The organism is Pseudoalteromonas sp. CO109Y, from assembly GCF_004208935.1.
Taxonomy (GTDB): domain Bacteria; phylum Pseudomonadota; class Gammaproteobacteria; order Enterobacterales; family Alteromonadaceae; genus Pseudoalteromonas; species Pseudoalteromonas shioyasakiensis.
This window is the reverse complement of the sequence record NZ_SGPD01000041.1, coordinates 192932-215394: the sequence shown is the minus strand read 5'-3', so window position 1 is coordinate 215394 and position 22463 is coordinate 192932. Positions and strand designations below refer to the sequence as shown.

Below are 22463 nucleotides of genomic sequence, written 5' to 3'. Positions count from 1 at the left end.
TAACCGGCAATCAATGTAGAACAAAATGGCAAATAATGAAAATAGACAATGTGAACGCTCAAGATTACCCAGAGCTACTTGCTGTATGGGAAAACTCAGTACGAGCAACTCATGATTTTATAACAGAAGACGACATAGCCTTTTTTAAGCCAATCATCATTGAGCAGGCGTTTCCTAATGTGACTTTAAAGTGCATTAAGGATGAAAATAAAACAATTTTAGGATTCGTTGGCGTACATGAGTGCAAAATAGAAATGTTGTTTATTTTAAATGCCGCAAGAGGTAAGGCCATAGGTAAAGCCCTACTTAACTTTGCGGTTGAGCAATTAGCCGCCAACAAAGTGGATGTAAATGAGCAAAACCCACTTGCAGTTGGGTTTTATCAGCATATGGGTTTTAAAGTTGCCTCACGTTCCCCTTTAGATGATATGGGCAAGCCTTTTCCAATATTGCATATGGAGCTCGTGTAGGAACGGCTTCAGCCATGTAGGTCGCCATTTATGGCGACAAAACCTTGAACATTTTTCAAATTACGCGCTAAAGCACGACCTACAAACGCGCGAAACAAGTTTCACGCCTACGAAAGAAAACATTAGGCGCTAGGATTTAGGCTCTGGGACGCGATGTAAAATCGCTGCTACTTGTTCGGCGTTGAAACGCCTCCTACAAACTTCCCCTTGTATCTTATAAACTAAAAAATCATTACTTGTCATACAAAATAATCTATTGTATTTTCAAGGAATTAAGGTTTAAAAATAAAAGGATTTTAGTAATGGTTAAACTAAATGGATTCACAGTTTTAATTTTGATTGCTATCAGTTCGCTAATAACTTATTTGGTTACTTCATCGAGCAACAATAGTGAGGTGACGGCTACCGTAATAGAGAGTCAAGTTAACAGTGATTCTAATAAAGAAGTGATCTCGGCGAATAACAAAGATACACATCAAAGCACTATTCAAGTTAAACAATTAGCCAGTTCAGATCCTGAAGGTAATAAGGTGAGTGAAGAGCAAGGTCAACAAACGAATTTAGCTGATAGACATTTTTCATCATCAGAATCTGTTACCAATTTATTCATCACTGATAATGAGCAAATTAAACAGCAAAGCGTATTTGGCGCAATCACAATTCCTGAATTTCATGACTTTTTGAATAATGTACGAGGTGCAGAAGAAACCGATAATTCAATAGAAAGAGAAGTTAAGCTGCTCGAGATGTTGAATCAAATTCGCACAAACGATGTTTATGCTGAAGACTTTGCTTGCAGAGGTAAAGTCTGTGCTATGTCATTTCACCATGAGGCTAACTCTGATTTTGATCTTGATAAGTTGAGTACTTTTGATGAAAACTACCTTTTCACAAACACATCAAAAGACGAATCAGGTTCAACAGTGACAAGAGTCTTGTTTATTCAAACAGACAACCCATCTCAATTAGTTTTTACCAATGGCTAGTCTTTGTAAGTCGCTATTTATGGCGACAAAACCTTAAACATTTTTATGTAGGAACGGCTTTTGCCGTGAACCATAAATGTTTGGCGTTTGAAACGCCTCTTATAAACAAACGCGCGAAACAAGTTTCACGCCTACGAAAGAAAACATTAGGCGCTAGGATTAAGGCTCTAGGACGCGATGTAAAATCGCTGCTACTTGTTCGGCGTTGAAACGCCTCCTACAAACTTTGCTCTCGTAACTCGCTAACTTTACTCTCGCAACTCGCTAACTCATAACTTATCTTTTGCTTAATTTAATGAACGCGATATGCTGATGTAACGAATAAAGCATTACATGGGAGTAGCAAATGAATCTCAATCAGGTGACGTTACCTGTAAAGGATATGAATGAAGCGGTAGCTTTTTACTTAACACTAGGAATGATTCAGATAGTAGATACACCGCATTACGCACGCTTTCAATGCCCAGATGGTGATGCTACATTTTCGCTGTCATTAGAAACTGAAGAGTTTAGTAATAGTGCGGTCATTTATTTTGAACATGAGCAGCTCGATGAGCTCTATGCAAGCCTTGTTAAAAAAGGTATTAGCTTTGAACAGCCGCCAACAGCCCAGCGTTATTTATGGACAGAAGCAATTCTAAAAGACCCATCAGGGAATAAAATTAAATTATATTGGGCCGGAGAAAACCGCTTAAACCCACCATGGAAGGTAGAAAAGCGAGGGTAAAAAAGGCGCTAGGGTCTAGGTCCTAGCGCCTAATAGCTAAAAACTATTATCTAAAAAGCTTAGCTCCAAAAACGTCACTGCTTTTCTTTCAGTAGTTGTTTGAGTTCAGCCATTTCAGCTTGTAGCTGAGCAATTTGCCCTTTGGTTGCAGGCATGTCGGCATCAGATGTTTGCTCTTCACGGGCGTTACGATGCTCTTCAGACATAACTTCTAAAATTGCACCAACCATCATGTTTAAAAATACAAAGGCTGTTAAGAAGATGAACGTTAGGTAGAAAATCCAGCTGAGTTCATACACAGCCATGGTTTCATACATAACATCGGTCCAATCCTCAAACGTGGCAATCCTAAATAATGTGAGCATAGAAATAGACACATCACCCCACAGTACTGGATTTATATCAGCAAACAGCATGCTACCCATGGCGGCATAGATATAGAAGATTACAAACATGAGCAGGGCGATATAGCCCATTTGTGGAATGGCTTTTAAAAGCGAGTTAACCAGCAGTCTAAGCTCTGGGATCATAGATACAAGTCGCAACACGCGGAAAATACGCAGTAATCGAGCGATAAAAATCGTAGAGCCAGCAGCGGGGTAAAGGCTACCCACCACTATTATAAAGTCGAAAATATTCCAACCTTTGGTGAAAAAGTCTTTAAAACCACGGCTTGCGATAAACCGTATCACGAGCTCAACTAAAAAGAATACCGTGATACCTAAGTCCATCCAATGTAAGGCAAGCTCAGCAGTTGGATGTAAAGAGTAGGTGTGTGCACCCACTGTTAGCGCTGAAATAACAATGACAGCAATAACAAATGATTGAAAAATTTTACTTTTATCGATACGCTGAAACAGCTGTTGTAACTGCGACAACATCATATAGAACCCTTTGGTAATAATATTTAAACCCACGCAATATACAGGAAAACGCAGCACCAATGTATAACTACATAAAGGAAATTTAATGTTTTTAAATGCCTTAAAATTGGCCGTGATTGCGACCCTTGCAATACTTTTATCAGCTTGTAGCTCAGATGCCCGTTATCATGAAATTCAATCGGCGCGTTTAAGTGAATGCAATCATATGGCAGATAAAGAGTACCATGAGTGCGTAAAGCGCCAGCAAGACAGCTACGAAGAATTTAAAAAACAACAAGCAGAACATGACTAAAACTGAAAAACGTCTAGATAAGGCTATTCGAGTTGCATTAACGCAAGCGTGCGAACAAGCAAAAGAACAAGTACAAGAATTTTCATGGTTAACGCATACTGCTGACCTAAAAAAGCTACCGCAATCACTAAAAGTAAGTTGTTATTGTAAAGAGCTGCCGATAACCGCTGAGCAAACCCAGTTAATTTCCAGTTTAATTATCAAAGAATTGAGCGCTATAGATTTAGCTATCAATGCAAAAGCAATTGCGTTTTTAAAGGAATAATAATGTACGTAAATTTAACCCCTAAACAGATGGTTAGGTTAAATCTAGCCCTTGCTATGTTATTTATTTGTATAGGTGTGTACAGCTTGCAATCAGACTCATTACCTATTTCAAGTTTTACCGGTTTTATATTTGCTATCGGTTTTATGGTACAGGCCTACCGCTCAACAGAGAAACTTGCTGCCAAATCAGCGCTTAGTAAAACACTGACGGCAACAGGCACAAGCTTAACGGTTAAGCAGGTTTATTATGGCGATAAAGAAGAGACTCTTGAATTAAGCCGTATTACGCAACTGAAAGTTGCTGATAACTATTTAGCCGTAATTTTAGATGGTAACGGCCAAGGTTATGACTTTCAAATAAAAGGCAAAGCTGAAGCAATCACTAAACGTTTAAATGAGATATTGCCAAAGGCGCTGCTTAAAAACAGCCCAATCAAACAGGTTTAATTTGGTAAGCCAGCCGCAAATGGCTATAATCGGCAAAAATTATTGAAAGAGATATAGCAATGGCAGTGCCTACGCGTTCACAAATTTCAATTGGCTGCGAAGTCAACATTGTTTTAAAACAAGATCAACGAACAGGCCAGTTAACTCAAGGTGTGGTGTCACGTATATTAACTAAATCCCCAAACCACCCGCATGGTATTAAAGTTCAACTTGATGATGGTCAAGTAGGGCGCGTGAAAGAGATCTTATCATGAGTGTTTTAAGCGAAAGTGAATTTTGGCAACTTGTGACCGCCGAAGATAAAACTGCTGAGCCTGAGTCTGTTTGTAACGCATTAAAAGCAAAGCTGACTGATTTATCTGACCAGCAGCTGATGGAATTTGATAAGCAGTTTAACCTACGTATGCGTAAAGCCTATACCTGGGATCTATTTGGTGCCGCTTATGTAATGGCCGGTTGTAACGATGATTATGGTTTTTCTGAGTTTTTATGTTGGCTTATTTCACGTGGTGAACAGGCTTTTTTAAAGGCGCTTGAAAACCCGGACTCAATTGCCGAGTGTACGCCAGTTTATCATTTAAACGAACAGCCTTACCCGTATTTAGATGAGTACGATTTAATTGCTGGTATGCTTTACGAAGAACGTAATGATGACGAATTACCCTTTGTGCCATCAGGCCTTGAGCAACCAAAAGGTAAACGTTTTAAAGATAAAGCTAAGTTTTTAAAACAAACCTACCCAAATTTATACGCCAAATATTGGCAACAACCGAGTTAATTAACAGCACCTAAGGGTGCTTTTTTTATGTCTTTAGGTTACTTGCTTTTACCATGAAAACTCAGTAAGTTATTAAATAATATTAATAAAGTGAATGCTAACATGCGTCAGGAGCTTATTGAGCTAAAGCAGTATTTAATAAAAAAGGCATTAAAAGAGAAACCTATGCGATTGATACTTTACCAAGAATTGAAGGGCATTGTATTTACGACGCAAAGAGTCATATTGAGGTTTTTTACTTCGAACGAGGGGTTAAGTTTCAGCAAAAAACATTCTCTGATGTTGAAGATGCGATAAGTTATTTCAAAGCTGAGTTGCTTTCAGACCCATTTTCTAAATTATAACGTTCATAGGCATAAAGTTTACCAGCAATTTCTTAGTACCCAAATTCAATCATTTTGTGTTATCTTATTCATGCTTAATTCAGCACTATTAACAACATAAATCAGCAGACTAGATTAAAACTGTTTGCTACAACACATATCAAAGGAAATGACAGTGTCAGAAAACGTATATCAAGCCCCAGAATCAAACCTTGCTACAGCATCAACAGAAACAACCACTTTAAGCATGAAAGAAATTTTGTTTTCTTTTAAAGGTCGTATTCCTCGTAAGACCTATTGGTATTCTTTCTTAGGTATTATTGTAGCTTCATTTGTTTTTATGTTCGTAGTTGCATTATTAACAGGTGGTAATGAAACAGCAATCTCTGTGATCACACTAATCTTTTATATCCCACTTATGTGGGTTTCGCTTGCGGTTCAAGTAAAGCGCTGGCATGACCGTAATAAATCAGGTTGGTGGGTATTGATTGGCTTAGTTCCAGTTATTGGTGGTATCTGGGCGTTAATCGAAAATGGCTTTTTAGCAGGTGATGAAGCTGAGAACCGTTTCGGTCAACCTACTAGCTTATAAGCTATACTGTGTGCTCTGAATATTAGAGCACACAAAGTAAATTTACCCGATGAAGCATTTAACTACGATTCAAATCGCTCGATTTATTATCAGCTTTAGTTGGCTTTATCATGGGCTGATGCCAAAACTTATTCACATAGCCCCCCTTGAACTAAAAATGACGGCCAGTTTTGGTTTTAATGCTGAAATCTCAACGCTCATTACCCGAGCAGCTGGCATGGGTGAAATTATATTTGCCGTGCTGTTTTTTATTTTCTATCGTTCAATGTTAATCAATATTCTCAACATAGCTGCTTTAGTAGGGCTAATGCTGTTTGTTGCTGTTTTACAACCAGCACTGTTAGTCGAAGCGTTTAATCCTGTGACTACAAACCTTGCTTTGATCGCCTTTAGCCTCGTATTAATTAAAGAACTCAAAGAACCACAGCTCAATGCTTAATACGCCGCACCAGTCACCAATAACTCAATTCACAAAAAAAGAAGAAAAAAAATTTTTATCTTCTTATTTATTTTTTATAGGGTTAGTACAGATTATTGCCGCGTTCTATTTTTTGGATTTGCCTATAAAAGAGCAACTAATAGATGAGCAGGGCGTAGTACAACGCTTTTATGATTCACATAGAAATTGTGGCAAATTTAAATGTAAACTCATGACAGTTGTTGGTACTGAGAAGACGACTACATTCCTTAGACCAACTAACTTACCAATTAGCTTAAATGATAACGTTCATATTTTGGCTTCGTATGATAAAAGTGCCGAAGCGTATAAAGTCCATCAATTAAAACTTAATGGTAAAATGATTCAAAGTTATGAACAGGCGCTATTTAAAAGCAACATAGCTCGTATATTGCTTGGTATTTTTGGTCTGATTTTGATTGCTTTTAGTTTAATAAAAAAGTTTAAAGCTAAACCGAATAACAACGCTTAATTTCATCAATCATGGCATTTGCTAAAGGCGAGCTGGCGTTTGTTTTTGAGGTGATCAATACCACTGGAATATCGTAGTGATATTTTTTTGGCTGGATAGCTTTGAAAATGCCTTTATCAACCCAAAACTGTGCGTAGTGATCGGGTAAATAACCAATAAACTCACCCGATAAAATTAAATGTGCAATACCTTCATCGTGATAAGCAACAGCACTGTTTTGATAGTTTAATCCGTCGTTTCGGCTTTCTTTATCGCGCATGTAGTTACTAGTAATGACTTCGGCTTCTTTAATGAGCTCATCTATTTGTTTGTCTTCACACTCAAATAATGGATGACCGACTGCGCAATACAAAAAGTTAGTTTCGTTATGTAGGGCGGTGTAATTTAATCCGCGAATATGATGGCGGCTAACACCAATCCCCACCAACGAGCGGCCATTGGCTACTGCGGTTTCTACCTCTCGTGCCTCGCACACATTAATATCGAACTGAATGTTTTTACCTTTGCCTTTTAACCTTGCTATCGCGCGGGGAATGGCACAGCGTGGGTCGCTGACCATGGTATCTATCATGGCAATACTTAAACGTCCCGATAACTCGTTTTTAGAGCTGGCTACGGTATTAGCAAAGGCTTCGCATTGCTGAAGCAGTTCTATCGATGCCTGATAAGTGATGGCGCCAGCGTCTGTAATTTCAAAACCACTGCGGCCACGTTTACATAATTTAATACCAAGCCTTACTTCTAAATCTGATAAATGCGCACTGATGGTGGAGCGGCCAATATTCAAACGTGACTCTGCGGCTGATAACCCGCCACACTCAACAATTGCTACAAAAACGCGCAATAAGCGCAGGTCTACGTCATGAACTTGCATAGCTCTTCTTTTAGTTCGATAAATCTGGAATGAATAACGATAATTATGCATTTGTAAAACAACTAGAGCAAGCTAGACTCCATCTAAATAAAACTTAATCCTGTTCTTTAGGAGTTATAAATGACATTTAAGTATGGTGTTGACCAATTAACGTTAGACAGCGTTAATGCTATTGCAGCCGGTACGTTACAGGCAGAGCTTTGCCAAGAAGCAATTGATAAAATTAATAAAAGCCGCCAAAACGTAGACAAAATGGCTGCCTCAGATAAAGCCATTTATGGTATCAATACGGGCTTTGGCCCATTATGTGATACACAAATTTCTCCAGAAGAAACCAACCTATTACAAAAAAACTTATTAATCACACACGCTGTTGGTGTGGGGGAGCCAATCGCTAAACCTATTTCAAAGCTGATGCTAATCACCAAAGTACATGCATTAAGCCAAGGTTTTTCAGGTATTCGTTTAACCGTTGTTGAGCGTATGCTTAAGTTTATTGAACTTGATATTATCCCAGTTGTTCCAGAGCAAGGCTCAGTAGGCGCGTCGGGCGACTTAGCACCGTTATCACACTTATTCTTACCTCTTTTAGGTGAAGGCGAGTTCTGGGTAAACGACACAATCAAACCCGCGGCAGAGGTATTAAAAGAGCATGGCTTAGAGCCGCTTGATCTGCACGCTAAAGAAGGTCTTGCGTTAATCAACGGTACTCAGTTTATTTTATCGCACGCCATTACAGCGCTTACTAAAATGCGTTACTTATTAGACCTTGCAGATATTGCAGGCGCTATGAGCATTGAAGGTATGCAAGGTAGCGAATCGCCGTTCCGTGAAGAGTTACACGCAATTCGTGCTTTTAAAGGTAACGTTGAAGTTGCAGCGCGCATGCGTAGCTTTTTTGCAGGCTCTGAAAACATGGCTTCACACACTGATTGTGACCGTGTTCAAGACCCTTACTCACTGCGTTGTATTCCACAAGTTCATGGTGCATCACGTAACGCGTACTACCACTTAAAAGAGCTTGCTGAAACAGAAATGAACTCTGTAACAGATAACCCAATTGTGATCAGCGAAGAAGAAGCTATTTCGGGTGGTGGTTTCCACGGCCAACCACTTGCTATGGTTTTAGATTACGCTTCAATCGCAGCGGCAGAGCTTGGTAACATTGCTGATCGTCGTTGTTATTTATTGCTTGAGGGCTTACACGGCTTACCACGCTTGTTAACGACATCGGGTGGCTTAAACTCTGGCATGATGATCCCGCAATATGTGACTGCGGCACTGGTAACAGAAAATAAATCATTGTGTTTCCCGCCATCAGCAGACAGCGTACCAACATCAATGGGTCAAGAAGATCACGTATCTATGGGTAGTATCTCTGGTCGTAAGTTAAACCAGATTTTAGGTAACCTTGATAAAATCTTTGCTATTGAGCTGATGTATGCAGCGCAAGCAATCGAATTTAGACGTCCTAACAAGTGTTCAGACATCATTGAAGAAAACTTTGCGTTAATTCGCAGCAAAGTTACCAAACTAGAAGAAGACCGTTTACTTAAGCCAGACATTGATGCCATGGTAGAACTTGTTAAATCGCAAGCGTTTAAAGTTAACTAAGGGAGCAAATAATGACTTTTCAAGAACAAATTAAGCAAGGTATCCCAAGCGTATTGCCAGAGCCAAAACCGTATCCAAGTGATGCAAACCGTGCTCCAAAACGTAAAGACATTTTATCGGCTGACGAAAAGCAATTAGCTATTCGTAACGCATTGCGTTATTTCCCTAAAGAATGGCACAAAGAATTAGCCGCCGAATTTGCCGCTGAGCTTAAGCAATTTGGCCGTATTTATATGTATCGCTTTAAGCCTAACTATGAACTTAAAGCGCGCTCAATCAACGATTACCCAGCTAAATGCGAACAAGCTGCCGCTATCATGTTAATGATCGACAATAACCTTGATCCTGCAGTAGCACAGCACCCTGAAGAGCTAATCACTTACGGTGGTAACGGTGCGGTATTCCAAAACTGGGCGCAGTACTTATTAACTATGAAGTACTTAAGCGAAATGGAAGAAGACCAAACGCTACACATGTACTCGGGTCACCCTATGGGGTTATTTCCATCATCAGTTGAAGCACCGCGTGTGGTTGTAACAAACGGTATGATGATCCCGAACTATTCAAAGCCGGATGATTGGGAAAAATTCAATGCACTAGGTGTAACTCAATACGGTCAAATGACTGCGGGTTCATTTATGTACATTGGCCCACAAGGTATTGTTCACGGTACAACTATTACCGTAATGAATGCGTTCCGTAAAGTGCTCGAAAAAGGCGAATCACCAAAAGGCAAGATCTTCTTAACTGCTGGTTTAGGCGGTATGAGTGGTGCGCAGCCTAAAGCGGGTAACATTGCTAACTGTATTACCGTGTGTGCTGAGGTTAACCCTAAGGCAGCTATTAAGCGTCATCAACAAGGTTGGGTTGATGAGCTAATCGATAACATGCCAGAGCTTGTTGAGCGTGTACGTACGGCTCAGCAAAATGAAGAAGTGGTTTCAATTGCCTTTATCGGTAACGTGGTTGATGTATGGGAAAACTTCTTAGCAGAAGATATTTTCATTCACTTAGGTTCAGACCAAACTTCACTTCATAACCCTTGGTCAGGCGGTTACTACCCGGTTGATATCAGCTATGAAGAGTCAAATCGTTTAATTCGTGAAGAGCCAGAAGTATTTAAAGAAAAAGTACAAGCGACGCTTAAGCGCCACGCCGATGCTGTTAACAAGCACACAGCAAAAGGTACTTACTTCTTTGATTACGGTAATGCGTTCTTGCTAGAAGCATCACGTGCTGGTGGCGATGTAATGGCTGAAAATGGTATTGATTTTAAATACCCATCGTACGTACAAGATATTCTTGGCCCAATGTGTTTTGACTACGGCTTTGGCCCGTTCCGCTGGGTATGTACGTCAGGTAAACCAGAAGATCTTGATAAAACAGATGCGATTGCTGCAGACGTTTTAAATAAAATCATGGCGGACTCACCTGAAGAGATCCAACAGCAAATGCAAGACAACATCACGTGGATCAAAGATGCGAAGCAAAACAAACTGGTTGTTGGTTCGCAAGCTCGTATTCTTTATGCAGACGCACTAGGCCGCGCTGAAATTGCTAAAGCCTTTAATGATGCCATTAATCGTGGCGAAATTGGTCCGGTTGTACTTGGGCGTGACCACCATGATGTAAGTGGCACTGATTCACCTTTCCGTGAAACATCAAATATTTATGATGGTAGCCGCTTCACAGCAGACATGGCGATTCACAATGTAATTGGTGATGGTTTCCGTGGTGCTACTTGGGTATCTATTCACAATGGTGGCGGTGTAGGCTGGGGCGAAGTGATCAACGGTGGTTTTGGTATGCTACTAGATGGTAGTGAAGCTGCCGAGCGTCGTTTGAAATCTATGCTATTATTTGATGTAAACAACGGTATTGCTCGTCGTAGTTGGGCGCGTAACGAAGAAGCTAATTTTGCGATTAAACGTGAAATGGCTCGTACCCCTAAACTTAAAGTGACCTTGTCTAATAACGTTGATGATGAAGTTTTATCAAACTTAGATTTCTAAGTTGTGTCAATGCAAAAAGGCCATGTTGTAAACGCAACATGGCCTTTTTTATTGCCAAAAATTATTAAATAGCGCATCGTTTAGGGAATAAATTTTTAGCTTGGCGAATAAGGAGATAGATATGACTAGACTACTTACTGGTGGATGCTGCTGCGGCGAAGTCAGCTTTAAAGTCGCTGATAACTTTAGGCGTTTTTTCTTCTGTCATTGCGAACAATGCCGCAAACTAACTGGCACTGCTCACGCTGCAAATTTGTTTACCTCGCCTGATGCTATCGAATGGGGTAAAGGCCAACATCACATCACGCGGTTTAATTACCCTGGACGTGCATTGTCTAGAGCGTTTTGTAAAACCTGTGGCTCAGCGCTGCCATTTGAATCACAAGACAGTAAATATCTACTTGTACCTGCAGGCAGTTTAAATGAAGAGCCAAGTAAGGAATTAGACGCGCAAATATTCTGCGAAGAGCAAGCCGAATGGCATAAAAAAGGATTAAATGGCAAAAAGCAGATAGGTTTTGGTCGCGATTAAGCCCCATTAAAGGGGAAAGTTTGCGAGATACGAGAGTAAAGTTAGCGAGTTTCAAGTTTGTAGGAGGCGTTTTAACGCCGAACAAGTAGCAGCGATTTTACATCGCGTCCCATAGCCTGAATCCTAGCGCCTAATGTTTTCTTTCGTAGGCGTGAAACTTGTTTCGCGCGATACTATGTAGGACGTGCTTTAGCGCGTCAAAAGAGAAGTTAGTGAAATACGAGAGTAAAGTTTGACCAGTTAATCGAGTTTGATTAATCTGTAAAACACATTTTAAAAGGAGGTTTAACATGTTTAAAGTTTTAACCTTAGCTGCTTTAGTCTCGTTAGCTGTACCTACAAACGCAAATGAAATTACAGCTGAGTTTCTTAAAAAAGAGCTTGAACTTGCTCATTCTCAGTACATCAGAGGTTCGAGCGATAGTGCGCTTTATGCGTTAAATGCACTAGCAAGAATTCTTGAGCTTGATAGCGCTAAAACGCTGCAAACAGAATTAGGTCCTAATAATCTTGCTTTTACTTATTTGCGCATTGGACTCATTTATGAGCATGAAGGTGATCAGCATCAAGCCAATAGCTACTTTGCAAAAGCGATGAATGCTCACCAAGGCGAAAAACTTAAGCTTGCAGAGCTTAAAGCGTATATAACTAAATTAGATAAATCAGCTGCTCACTTAATTTAAATATAATTGGAAATACAAGGAAGACGATGATCAAATGGCACGAACTAAATAAATACCAAAAAGCTGCATTTTGGTGCTTGATAGCTATTGTTGGTTGGTTCTCACCTGAGATTGCACTGTTATTTCATTTTGGTGGAATAGAAGTTGTATTTGCGTTTTTAGCAATGTACAGCTTGCCTATCATCAGAGTCGTGCGTTCTTACCTTCAAAAAATTAGAGAAAATCTGTTACTTGCCTATGTGTCATTTCAAAAAAGTGCCTCTGGTAAACCCAACGTCTTTTTAATGCAAACGGCATTTTGCTGTCTTGCAATTGCACTCACCGGATCATTCTCTTTTGCAATGGTATTTTTAATGCCAGGAATGATGTTAAACAATATGCTTGTTTAATTGGAGTAAAGTTAGCGAGTTACGAGAGTAAAGTTAGCGAGATACGAGAGTAAAGTTAGCGACATAGAAGGGTAGAGTTTGCGAGTTACAAGTTGGTCGGAGGCGTTTCAACGCCGAATAACTAAAATTCACGGATGATGCCGTTCCGCTCAGAGCAATAAAAAACACTGTAAATTATGAATGAATTGATAGAGATAGGTTTAAGCACTGTAAAGCGACATCCGTTTTTACCGTTTTCGATTTACTGCGCTAATGATGAACAACATATTGTAAATGTGCCTATCGCAAACCCATTACTTGTCGTTGTGTTATCTGGCAGCAAAACGCTAATAGATACAGAAGAAGTTAACTGTGATGCAGGTAATTTTGTCTTAATGGCAAATACACCTCAGGTTGCAATGCGCAATATTCCACAAAACTTTGGCTATATTGCGTTATTGATTGAATTTGATTACACCGACTTTGAGTGTTTGAAATATCAAGCCGGAGCAAAGAAAAAGTTCATTACTGGGCAAGTCGATCCACTGTTTCAAATGACCTTAAAACAATTTATTGAATGGGCTGCATTAACACCACCACAATTATGGCCAATAAAAAGACAAGAGCTTCTGCAAGTGCTATTTTCACAAGGCTTCAAAGACTTAGGTTCAATTATTGAGCCACCAACACTGACTCACAAAGTACATACTATTATCGCGAGTGATTTAACGCGTGATTGGGATGCAAGCAGTATTGCAACGACGTTAGCGATGAGCGAATCGACACTCAGAAGAAAGCTAACCGCAGAAGACAGTAGTTTTCAGTTAATTAAAGATAACGCGCGTTTAAGCCATGGACTACACTTAATTCAAAGTAGCTCACAGTCTATTGGCACTATTGCCCAGCAATGTGGTTTTTCGTCGCAATCTAGATTCACCGATAAGTTTAAACTTTTGTTTAATACAACTCCAACAGCCCTTCGTAAAACAATAATGAGCGAAGCAGGCTAATAATTGACAGTTTTGGTACTAATTTGATCTGTCTTTGCTAGGTATTATGATTATTCTTATTAATCGGAGAATATTATGAAATCATCAACATTGAAAATTGCTACACCGTTATTTTTGCTATGTTTATCTGGCACCACATTCGCTGAGACATTTACGCTAACAAGCAAAGACATTGCCCATGGTGACTTTATGGGGAGTGCGCAAGAGTTTAAAGGGTTTGGTTGTAATGGCGATAACCTTTCTCCACAACTTGCTTGGCAAAATGCACCTAAAGGAACTGAAGCATTCGCATTGACCGTTTATGATCCAGATGCGCCTACAGGGAGTGGCTGGTGGCATTGGCAAGTTGTGAATATCCCTAAGTCGGTATCAAGTTTAGCAAGCGGTGCAGGCAGTGCAGAGAAGAACGCAATGCCAAAAGGCAGTGTGCAGATCACAAATGATTATGGTTTCAAAGGCTTTGGCGGTGCTTGCCCACCGGAGGGACATGGCGCTCACAGATATCAATTTACACTACATGCGTTATCACAAAAACTTGAATTACCAGAGAATGCATCAGGCGCGTTAGCTGGTTATATGATCAACGCTTATTCGCTTGATTCAGCAACAATTGAAGCGCTTTATAAGCGTTGAGTATAGCAAGTTGCTAGGGGAAAGTTAGCGAGATACGAGAGTAAAGTTTGCGAGGTACGAGAGTAAAGTTTGCGAGGTACGAGAGTAAAGTTTGCGAGATACAAGGGTAAAGTTTGCGAGATACAAGGGTAAAGCTAGCGAGTTACAAGTTTGTGGGAGCGTTTTAACACCGAACAAGTAGCAGCGATTTTACATCGCGTCCCAGAGCCTAAATCCTAGTGCCTAATGTTTTCTAAAGTAGGCGTAAAACGTGTTTCTCTAGTTTGTTTTTAAATAGTCGCGGCGGAAAGACGCCGCTACTTGTGAAACTGTATAGGCTCTAACATCCTGACTCGCATCTCGCATCTCGCATCTCGCATCTCGCAACTTTAATCTTCTTTCTTTGCTTTTTTCGCGAGAATTTCAACTTCGGCTTTTTCGGTTACGCCTGCCATACTGAGGGCTGTGCTGCCTACTGATTCATATTCAAGTTTGATTTTATCGAGTTTAGCGTCGTTTTTGTCTGGCAAATTTAAGCTACGTGATGACATTCCTTTGGTTAAAACACCTAGGTTATCAAATACTTTTTCTTCACCGTTGTTCATAACGACTTTAATTTTCTTAAGATTCACAGTGCCGTGGGTGCACTTAACTTTAATATGGCTGTAGTGGCTGCTGGTGATAGGATTAACGGTATCGGTTTCGCTTTTGTAGCTGACCTTTTTCTCTGCAATTGTTTTCCAGTCGTCATCACCCGCTAGGCTTTGAGTACTGGTTAAGGCCAAAAATGTGGTTAAAGCGATGAGTTTGACTATTTTCATTTGATTCCCTCCAAAAATTATCATCATTAAATTTATAGCATATAAACAGATTGGTTGCCTATGCAAAGTTCATAAAATAGAACCAAAAGCATTTTTTAATCGTATTAACTAATACGTTATAAATTCACCAACCTTAATCAGCATGCTATGCTAGTAAAGTGTCTATAAGTTTATGGATTTTCAATGAGATATTACTTTTGTTTAGTGGCTTTTTTACTATCAACCTCATCAATTGCCAGCGCTCTGCTGGATGTAAAGCCGAGCAATAAAACGCAGTTTTTGGCACTGATAAAAGACAAGCAAGGTGATTACAAAACAAAAGAGGGCAGTGATGCGGTTTGTCAAAACGCATCTTTTTCATTGATAAAAGAACCAACGCAAGGCTTTAACTTAGGGACGTTAATCGACTTTAGTGATTTACATAACGGCACGCAGGTAAAGAAAATACCTAACTTTTGCGTTGTCAGTTCGAAGTTAAAATACTTTGTAGATGGTATTGTTAGAACTAAGCGCTACTTTCGCTGTGATAATGAAGACGACAACGGTTCAACAACTGAAGATCTGCGTTTTAAAGATAATGGCAATATTACTTATACACTGAGTAAACCTAACGTTTCTTGTGTGTTTGAAAAGCAATAATTGTATGCCTCGCGCAATTTTAAGCCTATGATGGGCTTTATTTTTACTTGAAAATCTTATGACTAGCCAATTTATTCAAGCATTTTTAGTACTTGCTGCTTTTTACATAGCAAGCCTTATTATCGACCGGGCAATTAAACAGTTTCAACGTCGCTTTGATTCAACTGCACTTGAAACTTTCCGGCTTATTTCTAACTCGCAGCGCGCTATTTTATTATTCATTGGTATTGTTCTGGCGTTATCGAAACTGGGTTTTGACGTAGCCGCGTTAGTTGCCGGCTTAGGCCTAACAGGCTTTGCTCTAGGTTTTGCGTTGAAGGATGCTATTTCAAACCTAGTAGCAGGTGTCATGATTGTGCTTTATAAGCCCATTAAACTTGGTAATTACATTGAAGTGAGTAATTCAAAGGGCACTGTGATTGACCTTAATCTGCGCTATATCACAATTAAAGGCGAGGGAGCTGTGCATTTAATTCCTAACTCTTTAATTTTAAGTAATAAAGTGTCAATCATTGATCGCGAAGACGATTAATCACAAATTTTAGCTATAAAAAAAGCAGCCTAGGCTGCTTTTTTAAGTTTTAGCAAATTACATTTGAGATTGCAGGTAATTCTCAAGCCCTGCGGTTTTGATTAACTGCTGCTGTGTTTCAAGCCAATCAATCTGTTCTTCTTGCTCATCTAAGATGTGATCAAGCGCTTCACGGCTGATGTAATCTTTTTTCTCTTCAGCAAGTTTAATTGCCGCTTTAAGATCAGGTAATGAATCCAGTTCAAAGCTCATGTTAGCTTCGATCATTTCTTCAGAGTTTTCACCAATACGTAGGCGACCTAAATCTTGTAGGTTTGGTAAACCTTCTAAAAACAAAATACGCTCAATTAAACGGTCGGCGTTTTTCATTTTTTGAATAGATACTTTGTAATCAGCTTTGTCTAATTTTGAAAAGCCAAAATCTTTAAACATACGAGCGTGTAAAAAGTATTGGTTAATACCTACTAATTCATTCGCTAATACTTTATTAAGTGCAGCAATGACGCTTTTATCGCCTTTCATACAATTAGCCTCTATTCGCCCATTTGAGATTGATGGTAGTTTTGGCTACCAATTTTGTCGATTAGACCAAGCTGTTGTTCTAACCAGTAAACATGATCTTCTTCTGTATCAAATAATAGCTTTTCAAGCACTTCGCGTGATTGATAGTCTTTTTCTTGTTCACAGATGGCAATTGCTTCTTTAACACAGTCAACCACTTCTAGTTCAAGTGTTAAATCGTTTTGCATCATGCTTTTAACGTCTGAACCAATTAATAAATCACGACGTTTAGTCATGTTTGGTACGCCTTCTAAGAATAGAATACGTTTAATTAACCAATCAGCGTGGTCTTTTTCTTCTTCCATTTCGTGGTTAAGACGCTCATACAGCTTATTTAGGCCCCAATCGTCATACATACGAGAATGAATAAAGTATTGATCTATAGCGGCTAATTCGTTTGCGAGTAGTTTGTTAAAACTATCGATGACTTTTTGGTTACCTTTCATAATGCTGTCCTCGAATTCCAAGTTGCGGTAATTGTAGTATATAAAAACAAGATTGCAAACTTTTTCCTTTGTAAATCAGTTGTTTACTATTGAGTGTAATTCTCGTTTAAGTTTGCGTTAATGGTTGATAAATGAACAATTTATCGTTTTTATTCTTAAATGAAAAAAGCCCTTACTAAGAAGGGCTTGTTGTTCTAATAAAAATTAATTTAGAAGCGATAAGTTGCACCAAGTGTTACTGTGGTACCTAAACCTTTAATGTTATAGCCACCGTAGGTGTATGACTGGGCGCGGGCAGGGTAGTAATCATTGTTAAATAGGTTTTCAACACCCATAAACGCTTGCCAGTTTTTACTAAAGTTATAACGGCCGCTTAGGTTGAATAGATTGTAACTGCTAATAGGGCCTTGATCGCCAACATAGTCACCGCCTGCATTTGGTTCAAAGCGTTTGCGTGAACCCACATATAAATAACTCACCGTAAGTGATAATTCATCATTAGGCTGCCAGTTTAAGTTAGCTGTACCTTTTGGTGGGCTGATTTGGCGAGAACCTAAGTAAATATCGTCTTCGGTGTTTTTACCTTCAACAAAGCTGTAAGTTGCAACCAGTTTTAGGGTTGGGTTAATTTTATAATCAACCAGTGTTTCGTAACCCCAAATCTCTTGCGGCGCACGTACTGGCTCATAAACACCCGTTGCTTCATTAAAGCTATTCGTGGTGCCAAACTCTGATGTACTACGGTAAGCTGCAAATTCAAAACGCAAGTCATCAAACTGTGAGGTAAAACCAATTTCATAGTTATCGATGATTGATGCTTCTGTTTGAATTAGACCAATATCATTCACCGTTGCTGAACGTAGTAGGCGGCCAATATCTGAGATATCAGACCCTTGTGAATAATTGGCAAATGGGCTGAAAGCCTCAAGTAAATTGTATTTAACACCTACATTATAGGTGGTTGCATCGTAATCAATGGTGTCGCCTTTTACGCTAAGTGGCACAGAGCACTGTGTTTCTGAACGGCAAAGCTTTAAGGTATTGTAATCATCAACGGTTAAATCAATGCTCTCTTGGCGCACACCCGCTTTAATGACTAAATCATTATCGATTACCCATTTTGTTTGTAAAAAGCCAGCAAGGCTTTCCATATCCATTTCTGGTACCCAAACACGGCCATCTACAAGTGGCTGAGAAGTCACATCATTCAGTGCATCAAGGCCATAAATGAAGGTGGCTTCAACATTTTCAAAATCAACAAGGGTATTAAAGGTAGCGCGTGCACCTTTCTTTTCAGAGCGAATAATTGATTGGCCGCCTTCGTAGCCTTCGTCTGGGTTAGCTAGGTTGGTAGAAAAGAAAAACACATTCTCGATATCTTGCATGTAAAGGTCGAGCGTCATTTGGGTATTAGTAAACAGGGCGTAGTCTGTGTATTTTAAGGTAATGTTTTCGTTACCATCCGGGCCTTGTGGTTTACCTTGCTTTTGTAGCTCTTTAGGTACATGAATAGCATACGTTTTTTCGCCATCGTTTAGGTTACCAACAACGTCACCTAAATCGGTTTTTTGTTGAGAGCTAAAGTAGTTATAGCTAAATTGCAGTTGCTTCTCATCGTCAAAATCATAACCAAGCTTGGTGAAGTAGTTTTCTGTTACTGCATCAGATAAACCATACTGTAAGCCAAGAATATCGCCTTCAGCATCACGTTGAACACCATTTTCTTCGTAACTTGCGGTAAATAAATAGCTAATTTTATCAGCACGACCATTAACCGCAGCAGAGACTCGCGCACCAGCGCTTTCTTCTAGTTTTACTGCACTAAAACGTGACGATAGGCTGATCTCACCTTCTGGCTGACCATCACTTGTAGCCTGCTTTGTGATGTAGTTAATAATACCGCCCGATGCACCATTACCATAAACAGAGGTAGCACCTTTGATCACTTCGATACGCGCAATGGCACTTGGGTCGAGTGTTTTAACTCCCAAAGAGCCGTTTCTGAGCGGTGTAGATTGTGGCACACCATCAATCATCACAAGTGGTGCACGGCCACGTAAACTCTGACCTGTATTACTCGAACTACCTGTATCTGGAGCAAGGCCTGGTACCATTTGCGCAAGTAAGCTTTGTAGCTCTGGATTAACTTTTAAATGCTCTTCAATTTGCTTTTGGCTAATAATCGTTACAGAAGCGGGTACTTCATCAATGCTTTCAAATACACGGCTGCCTGATACAACAACGTGTTCCATTTCTTCTGCGGTAAGCTTTTTATTGATGGCATCATCAGCAAATGCTTGGCTGCTAATTGCAATAGCGACAAGAGTCAGTGAAGTTTTTAACATGTTTATCCTTGTTAAATCGGTATTTATTATGTGATTGTGCGGCAGTCTAAATGTAAAGAAGTGTAAAGGCAAGGCTAATGATAATTATTTGCAATAATAAGTTGGCAGGTTTTAGTCATTTGTATTTGCTTGCTTAAGCCAAAGGGCTTAAATGGAGAGTCATGATAAATAGGGGATTGTCGTGTTTAATAGCTACCAAGTAACTGCAGATTAAAGCGGCTTTAGCTTAAAAAACGTTTTAAGTCGTCTGGAATAGGCATTGGTTTGAAAGGGCTAACATTAGTGCCGCCGGTGTTACCGAGAGGGACCCAAATACGCGAAAACACAATTGAAGCTGCCATGCGAGCAAACTGACCAATTATTTCCTTAGCATTATGGGTTTTAAAACCAATTTTACACATCCACCAATGAGAGTAAGTATGCGCAATGATATAGCTTTGACCCAGAATATGAGTCCGCTCTAGGTTATAAAAAGCGGTTGTGTAATCTGCTTTCTTATAACTAGTTTTAGCCAATATCATTTCGGTGTTAAAGGCTTTTTTGAGCTCACTATTCATGGCGAATGTCACTTTCAGTAATGGTTGTTCATTTGTAGTGCCGTTTGTACCAAAAATAAACACCTGAAATCGTGAAAAATAACGGTGACAAAGCAAATAGTAACCACAGTAATTGCACGATAGGGCCTGCAAAATCACCAATATGAAACTTATATTTAAAGTTCCAAGTTTGCGTGGTCCAAGAACTTTGGCTGGCATCATAGCTTGCAACAATATCTGCTGAATATGGGTTTGCCCATACCCAACTATAGGCATGGCTTTCACCCGGGTTCTCTATTCTAAAACCAATATTATCAGTTGGCTTTTTCGGTAAATAAATTCTAAATAACTTACCCTTAGGAAATACAGTTTGTGCGTTATCAAACGCTTTTTGCACTTGAAAAGGCGTATCCGCTAAAGGGGGAATAACGGCTGGCGGTTTTGGTCTATCTTCAACTGTGCCTTGCATCACAAATTCTAATACGGCTTTGGTTTGTGGTTTCCAGTTAAACGCCATACCTGTGTAAGCAATTAAAATGAGTGGAATTAAAAAGTAAACACCCAGAACGGTATGCAGCTGATACATCAACACTCTAAATTTAGCTTTACGCTTAATAGCCAAGCGCTTCATGCGATTTTTTGGCTTAACCCAAATATAAAAGCCGAGCAGAATTTCAATAATAAGAATGAGCGCACACACCGATACCCAGTTTCTTAAAGGGCGGTTTTTATCGCCACCTTCATAAAGCAGCCAGCGGTGCAAAGCCATGGTAAAGCCATAAATTGTACTGTAGTAATCGTACTCATGTAACACTTGACCGTTGTATGGATTAACACTCACATATTTGTTATTGGCCAACTGTAATTGCCACGCAAGATCACTTCGCTGCTCAGGCATTAACAGGGTAACCGGTTGTTTGGTTGAAGCTGAAACATGTTTTATGAGGCTATCAAAATCAAGTGCTGAAGCCGCTGGCGTTACAGTCCATTTATCGCTTTGAGTAAGGTATTGAATATCTTTTGCGTAAATAAGTAACGCACCCGTCAAACTTAAACAAATCAAAAATAAACCGCTTACTAATGCAAGCAATAAATGCGTACGACGTAACCACAACTTCAACAAGGTTTGTTCCTTCAGTTTACTGTTAAAACAAAACTGAATAGTAAATGATAACGCGTAACATTTACACTAAAACTTGTTCTATGGTGCAGCTTTCAATTGCAAAGTTATCATGTAAAAAGTGACGTATTTCATCGTTATTGATGTTGTGCTTGGCACTAAACTTGAGCTCGCAATGAACGTGATGATCATCTACCTGCCATGTTTTGAGGTAATCAACATCAGTGATTGCAAATTGGGCTTTAAGCTCCGTAATAGCTTCTGTTAAAGCAAAATTATCAGGGGCTGCCTGCATTAATATTTTACTGCTCGCTATTAACAACAAAACACCATGGTAAATGACATACACAGAGATCAGCATAGTGGCAATTAAATCAACAATATACCATTGATAAAGAATGATTAAGGTACCCGCTATTATCACCACTACAGAAGCTAATGCATCAGACACATTATGTATAAACGCAGCACGAATATTCATACTGTCTTTTGCGCCTGCTTTGTAAGTTAAAAGGGCGGTGACTAGGTCAACAACCAGTGCAAACCCTGCAACCCAAATGATGATCCAACCATCAATAGGCTCTGGGTTTAAATAGTTGGAGATGGCTTCAACAATTAGGTAACCACCAATCACAATTAAACTTAAGCTGTTAAATAAGGTTGCTAAAATTTCAGCGCGTTTATAACCGTATTGATAACGATCGTTGGCAGGTTTCGCGCCAATTTTTAGGGCAATTAGGGCAATGAATAACGACGAGGCATCACTTAAATTATGCAGTGCATCAGCAATTAACGATAAACTGCCAGAAACAAGGCCGCCAATCACCTGAGCGACAGTTAATAACACATTGATTGCAACTGCCAGCATGAGTTGGCGGGTGCTTTGGTTATTTGTATCGTGATGATGGTGGTGTCCGTGTCCCATAAAAATACCGAGTTATTGATTTGCTTTATTTTTATACCATGCGTGCCGTGGTATTGAAATGTTTGTAATGATTTGTTCGTGTACAGATTATAATTAACTGTTCAAATGCCGGTGGATTTGTTAATTTATCGCCGTTGT

General features: G+C 39.5%; 29 protein-coding genes. 20 read left to right on the top strand and 9 right to left on the bottom strand.

From position 1 onward, the window contains the following. Positions 1–35 precede the first annotated feature (35 nt). The 3 genes from EXT43_RS17660 to EXT43_RS17650 all read left to right on the top strand — a co-directional run bounded on the left by EXT43_RS17660 (position 36) and on the right by EXT43_RS17650 (position 2183). Complete coding sequence (locus tag EXT43_RS17660; RefSeq protein WP_062565595.1) at positions 36–470, top strand: GNAT family N-acetyltransferase; 435 nt, start codon at positions 36–38, stop codon at positions 468–470. A 302-nt stretch (positions 471–772) separates the two neighbouring features. Next, positions 773–1456: a hypothetical protein gene (locus EXT43_RS17655; RefSeq protein ID WP_062565594.1), complete on the top strand. Its 684-nt coding sequence runs from the start codon at positions 773–775 to the stop codon at positions 1454–1456. A gap of 346 nt (positions 1457–1802) precedes the next feature. Continuing rightward, positions 1803–2183 carry a VOC family protein gene (locus EXT43_RS17650; RefSeq protein WP_062565593.1) on the top strand — a complete coding sequence of 127 codons (381 nt, stop codon included), beginning with the start codon at positions 1803–1805 and terminating at the stop codon, positions 2181–2183. A 74-nt stretch (positions 2184–2257) separates the two neighbouring features. Here the strand turns inward: EXT43_RS17650 and EXT43_RS17645 are convergent, their stop codons facing one another. After that, positions 2258–3064 carry an ion transporter gene (locus tag EXT43_RS17645; protein ID WP_171037160.1) on the bottom strand — a complete coding sequence of 269 codons (807 nt, stop codon included), beginning with the start codon at positions 3062–3064 and terminating at the stop codon, positions 2258–2260. An 88-nt stretch (positions 3065–3152) separates the two neighbouring features. Here EXT43_RS17645 and EXT43_RS17640 point away from each other — a divergent pair, with 88 nt between their 5' ends. The 8 genes from EXT43_RS17640 to EXT43_RS17605 all read left to right on the top strand — a co-directional run bounded on the left by EXT43_RS17640 (position 3153) and on the right by EXT43_RS17605 (position 6695). Continuing rightward, positions 3153–3359 carry a hypothetical protein gene (locus EXT43_RS17640; protein WP_054563817.1) on the top strand — a complete coding sequence of 69 codons (207 nt, stop codon included), beginning with the start codon at positions 3153–3155 and terminating at the stop codon, positions 3357–3359. Continuing rightward, positions 3352–3624: a hypothetical protein gene (locus tag EXT43_RS17635; protein WP_055199120.1), complete on the top strand. Its 273-nt coding sequence runs from the start codon at positions 3352–3354 to the stop codon at positions 3622–3624. Before EXT43_RS17640 ends, EXT43_RS17635 begins: the two co-directional genes overlap by 8 nt. Before the next feature lie 2 nt (positions 3625–3626). After that, positions 3627–4073: a hypothetical protein gene (locus EXT43_RS17630; RefSeq protein ID WP_062565592.1), complete on the top strand. Its 447-nt coding sequence runs from the start codon at positions 3627–3629 to the stop codon at positions 4071–4073. A 59-nt stretch (positions 4074–4132) separates the two neighbouring features. Beyond that, positions 4133–4327 (top strand): YwbE family protein, encoded by a 195-nt coding sequence (locus tag EXT43_RS17625; protein WP_036971837.1) that lies wholly within the window; start codon positions 4133–4135, stop codon positions 4325–4327. Further along, complete coding sequence (locus EXT43_RS17620; protein ID WP_062565591.1) at positions 4324–4851, top strand: DUF4240 domain-containing protein; 528 nt, start codon at positions 4324–4326, stop codon at positions 4849–4851. The genes EXT43_RS17625 and EXT43_RS17620 overlap by 4 nt, the downstream gene beginning before the upstream one ends. Positions 4852–5349: 498 nt before the next feature. Continuing rightward, complete coding sequence (locus EXT43_RS17615; RefSeq protein WP_082665559.1) at positions 5350–5766, top strand: DUF805 domain-containing protein; 417 nt, start codon at positions 5350–5352, stop codon at positions 5764–5766. Between the two features lie 49 nt (positions 5767–5815). After that, complete coding sequence (locus EXT43_RS17610; RefSeq protein WP_130167570.1) at positions 5816–6205, top strand: DoxX-like family protein; 390 nt, start codon at positions 5816–5818, stop codon at positions 6203–6205. Continuing rightward, positions 6198–6695, top strand: a complete 498-nt coding sequence (locus EXT43_RS17605; RefSeq protein WP_062565588.1) for a hypothetical protein — start codon at positions 6198–6200, stop codon at positions 6693–6695. The genes EXT43_RS17610 and EXT43_RS17605 overlap by 8 nt, the downstream gene beginning before the upstream one ends. Here the strand turns inward: EXT43_RS17605 and EXT43_RS17600 are convergent. Next, on the bottom strand, positions 6673–7569 hold the full coding sequence (locus tag EXT43_RS17600; RefSeq protein WP_063529569.1) for a LysR family transcriptional regulator: 897 nt from the start codon (positions 7567–7569) through the stop codon (positions 6673–6675). The genes EXT43_RS17605 and EXT43_RS17600 overlap by 23 nt on opposite strands. Positions 7570–7689: 120 nt before the next feature. On the opposite strand from EXT43_RS17600, the gene hutH reads away from it, so the two are divergent. The 7 genes from hutH to EXT43_RS17565 all read left to right on the top strand — a co-directional run bounded on the left by hutH (position 7690) and on the right by EXT43_RS17565 (position 14421). Beyond that, positions 7690–9183: a histidine ammonia-lyase gene (gene hutH, locus EXT43_RS17595; RefSeq protein WP_062565586.1), complete on the top strand. Its 1494-nt coding sequence runs from the start codon at positions 7690–7692 to the stop codon at positions 9181–9183. Positions 9184–9194: 11 nt separating this feature from the next. Then, positions 9195–11195, top strand: a complete 2001-nt coding sequence (locus tag EXT43_RS17590; protein ID WP_062565585.1) for a urocanate hydratase — start codon at positions 9195–9197, stop codon at positions 11193–11195. A 121-nt stretch (positions 11196–11316) separates the two neighbouring features. Further along, positions 11317–11727, top strand: a complete 411-nt coding sequence (locus tag EXT43_RS17585) for a GFA family protein (RefSeq protein ID WP_062565584.1) — start codon at positions 11317–11319, stop codon at positions 11725–11727. A 290-nt stretch (positions 11728–12017) separates the two neighbouring features. Continuing rightward, positions 12018–12410: a hypothetical protein gene (locus EXT43_RS17580; protein ID WP_062565583.1), complete on the top strand. Its 393-nt coding sequence runs from the start codon at positions 12018–12020 to the stop codon at positions 12408–12410. 26 nt (positions 12411–12436) lie between these two features. Next, a complete protein-coding gene (locus tag EXT43_RS17575) occupies positions 12437–12799 on the top strand; it encodes a hypothetical protein (RefSeq protein ID WP_062565582.1) in 363 nt (120 codons plus the stop codon). A gap of 176 nt (positions 12800–12975) precedes the next feature. Further along, positions 12976–13788, top strand: a complete 813-nt coding sequence (locus EXT43_RS17570) for an AraC family transcriptional regulator (RefSeq protein ID WP_130167569.1) — start codon at positions 12976–12978, stop codon at positions 13786–13788. A 75-nt stretch (positions 13789–13863) separates the two neighbouring features. Continuing rightward, the gene (locus EXT43_RS17565) at positions 13864–14421 is read left to right on the top strand and encodes a YbhB/YbcL family Raf kinase inhibitor-like protein (protein ID WP_130167568.1); all 558 of its coding nucleotides are present in this window, start codon (positions 13864–13866) and stop codon (positions 14419–14421) included. Between the two features lie 368 nt (positions 14422–14789). Here EXT43_RS17565 and EXT43_RS17560 read toward each other — a convergent pair whose 3' ends face one another. Further along, positions 14790–15221 carry a hypothetical protein gene (locus EXT43_RS17560; protein WP_130167567.1) on the bottom strand — a complete coding sequence of 144 codons (432 nt, stop codon included), beginning with the start codon at positions 15219–15221 and terminating at the stop codon, positions 14790–14792. A 183-nt stretch (positions 15222–15404) separates the two neighbouring features. Between EXT43_RS17560 and EXT43_RS17555 the strand changes: the two genes are divergently transcribed. After that, complete coding sequence (locus EXT43_RS17555) at positions 15405–15860, top strand: hypothetical protein (protein WP_130167566.1); 456 nt, start codon at positions 15405–15407, stop codon at positions 15858–15860. A gap of 58 nt (positions 15861–15918) precedes the next feature. Beyond that, on the top strand, positions 15919–16392 hold the full coding sequence (locus tag EXT43_RS17550) for a mechanosensitive ion channel domain-containing protein (protein ID WP_054552094.1): 474 nt from the start codon (positions 15919–15921) through the stop codon (positions 16390–16392). Positions 16393–16449: 57 nt separating this feature from the next. Here the strand turns inward: EXT43_RS17550 and bfr (EXT43_RS17545) are convergent, their stop codons facing one another. The 6 genes from bfr (EXT43_RS17545) to EXT43_RS17520 form a co-directional block, all read right to left on the bottom strand. After that, positions 16450–16914 carry a bacterioferritin gene (bfr, locus tag EXT43_RS17545; RefSeq protein ID WP_062565576.1) on the bottom strand — a complete coding sequence of 155 codons (465 nt, stop codon included), beginning with the start codon at positions 16912–16914 and terminating at the stop codon, positions 16450–16452. 11 nt (positions 16915–16925) lie between these two features. Next, on the bottom strand, positions 16926–17399 hold the full coding sequence (bfr, locus tag EXT43_RS17540) for a bacterioferritin (RefSeq protein ID WP_054552096.1): 474 nt from the start codon (positions 17397–17399) through the stop codon (positions 16926–16928). Positions 17400–17608: 209 nt separating this feature from the next. After that, positions 17609–19744, bottom strand: coding sequence for a TonB-dependent receptor (locus tag EXT43_RS17535; protein WP_130167565.1), 2136 nt, complete (start codon positions 19742–19744; stop codon positions 17609–17611). Positions 19745–19965: 221 nt separating this feature from the next. Further along, complete coding sequence (locus EXT43_RS17530) at positions 19966–20301, bottom strand: DUF3703 domain-containing protein (RefSeq protein ID WP_130167564.1); 336 nt, start codon at positions 20299–20301, stop codon at positions 19966–19968. Between the two features lie 28 nt (positions 20302–20329). After that, a complete protein-coding gene (locus tag EXT43_RS17525) occupies positions 20330–21400 on the bottom strand; it encodes a PepSY-associated TM helix domain-containing protein (RefSeq protein WP_130167586.1) in 1071 nt (356 codons plus the stop codon). Positions 21401–21464: 64 nt separating this feature from the next. Next, positions 21465–22325 carry a cation diffusion facilitator family transporter gene (locus EXT43_RS17520; protein WP_130167563.1) on the bottom strand — a complete coding sequence of 287 codons (861 nt, stop codon included), beginning with the start codon at positions 22323–22325 and terminating at the stop codon, positions 21465–21467. Positions 22326–22463 lie beyond the last annotated feature (138 nt).

Coding starts and splice junctions, on each gene's coding strand:
- EXT43_RS17660 (WP_062565595.1), top strand. CDS start 36: ATGAAAATAGACAATGTGAACGCTCAAGATTACCCAGAGCTACTTGCT.
- EXT43_RS17655 (WP_062565594.1), top strand. CDS start 773: ATGGTTAAACTAAATGGATTCACAGTTTTAATTTTGATTGCTATCAGT.
- EXT43_RS17650 (WP_062565593.1), top strand. CDS start 1,803: ATGAATCTCAATCAGGTGACGTTACCTGTAAAGGATATGAATGAAGCG.
- EXT43_RS17645 (WP_171037160.1), bottom strand. CDS start 3,064: ATGTTGTCGCAGTTACAACAGCTGTTTCAGCGTATCGATAAAAGTAAA.
- EXT43_RS17640 (WP_054563817.1), top strand. CDS start 3,153: ATGTTTTTAAATGCCTTAAAATTGGCCGTGATTGCGACCCTTGCAATA.
- EXT43_RS17635 (WP_055199120.1), top strand. CDS start 3,352: ATGACTAAAACTGAAAAACGTCTAGATAAGGCTATTCGAGTTGCATTA.
- EXT43_RS17630 (WP_062565592.1), top strand. CDS start 3,627: ATGTACGTAAATTTAACCCCTAAACAGATGGTTAGGTTAAATCTAGCC.
- EXT43_RS17625 (WP_036971837.1), top strand. CDS start 4,133: ATGGCAGTGCCTACGCGTTCACAAATTTCAATTGGCTGCGAAGTCAAC.
- EXT43_RS17620 (WP_062565591.1), top strand. CDS start 4,324: ATGAGTGTTTTAAGCGAAAGTGAATTTTGGCAACTTGTGACCGCCGAA.
- EXT43_RS17610 (WP_130167570.1), top strand. CDS start 5,816: ATGAAGCATTTAACTACGATTCAAATCGCTCGATTTATTATCAGCTTT.
- EXT43_RS17605 (WP_062565588.1), top strand. CDS start 6,198: ATGCTTAATACGCCGCACCAGTCACCAATAACTCAATTCACAAAAAAA.
- EXT43_RS17600 (WP_063529569.1), bottom strand. CDS start 7,569: ATGCAAGTTCATGACGTAGACCTGCGCTTATTGCGCGTTTTTGTAGCA.
- hutH (WP_062565586.1), top strand. CDS start 7,690: ATGACATTTAAGTATGGTGTTGACCAATTAACGTTAGACAGCGTTAAT.
- EXT43_RS17590 (WP_062565585.1), top strand. CDS start 9,195: ATGACTTTTCAAGAACAAATTAAGCAAGGTATCCCAAGCGTATTGCCA.
- EXT43_RS17585 (WP_062565584.1), top strand. CDS start 11,317: ATGACTAGACTACTTACTGGTGGATGCTGCTGCGGCGAAGTCAGCTTT.
- EXT43_RS17580 (WP_062565583.1), top strand. CDS start 12,018: ATGTTTAAAGTTTTAACCTTAGCTGCTTTAGTCTCGTTAGCTGTACCT.
- EXT43_RS17575 (WP_062565582.1), top strand. CDS start 12,437: ATGATCAAATGGCACGAACTAAATAAATACCAAAAAGCTGCATTTTGG.
- EXT43_RS17570 (WP_130167569.1), top strand. CDS start 12,976: ATGAATGAATTGATAGAGATAGGTTTAAGCACTGTAAAGCGACATCCG.
- EXT43_RS17565 (WP_130167568.1), top strand. CDS start 13,864: ATGAAATCATCAACATTGAAAATTGCTACACCGTTATTTTTGCTATGT.
- EXT43_RS17560 (WP_130167567.1), bottom strand. CDS start 15,221: ATGAAAATAGTCAAACTCATCGCTTTAACCACATTTTTGGCCTTAACC.
- EXT43_RS17555 (WP_130167566.1), top strand. CDS start 15,405: ATGAGATATTACTTTTGTTTAGTGGCTTTTTTACTATCAACCTCATCA.
- EXT43_RS17550 (WP_054552094.1), top strand. CDS start 15,919: ATGACTAGCCAATTTATTCAAGCATTTTTAGTACTTGCTGCTTTTTAC.
- bfr (WP_062565576.1), bottom strand. CDS start 16,914: ATGAAAGGCGATAAAAGCGTCATTGCTGCACTTAATAAAGTATTAGCG.
- bfr (WP_054552096.1), bottom strand. CDS start 17,399: ATGAAAGGTAACCAAAAAGTCATCGATAGTTTTAACAAACTACTCGCA.
- EXT43_RS17535 (WP_130167565.1), bottom strand. CDS start 19,744: ATGTTAAAAACTTCACTGACTCTTGTCGCTATTGCAATTAGCAGCCAA.
- EXT43_RS17530 (WP_130167564.1), bottom strand. CDS start 20,301: ATGAATAGTGAGCTCAAAAAAGCCTTTAACACCGAAATGATATTGGCT.
- EXT43_RS17520 (WP_130167563.1), bottom strand. CDS start 22,325: ATGGGACACGGACACCACCATCATCACGATACAAATAACCAAAGCACC.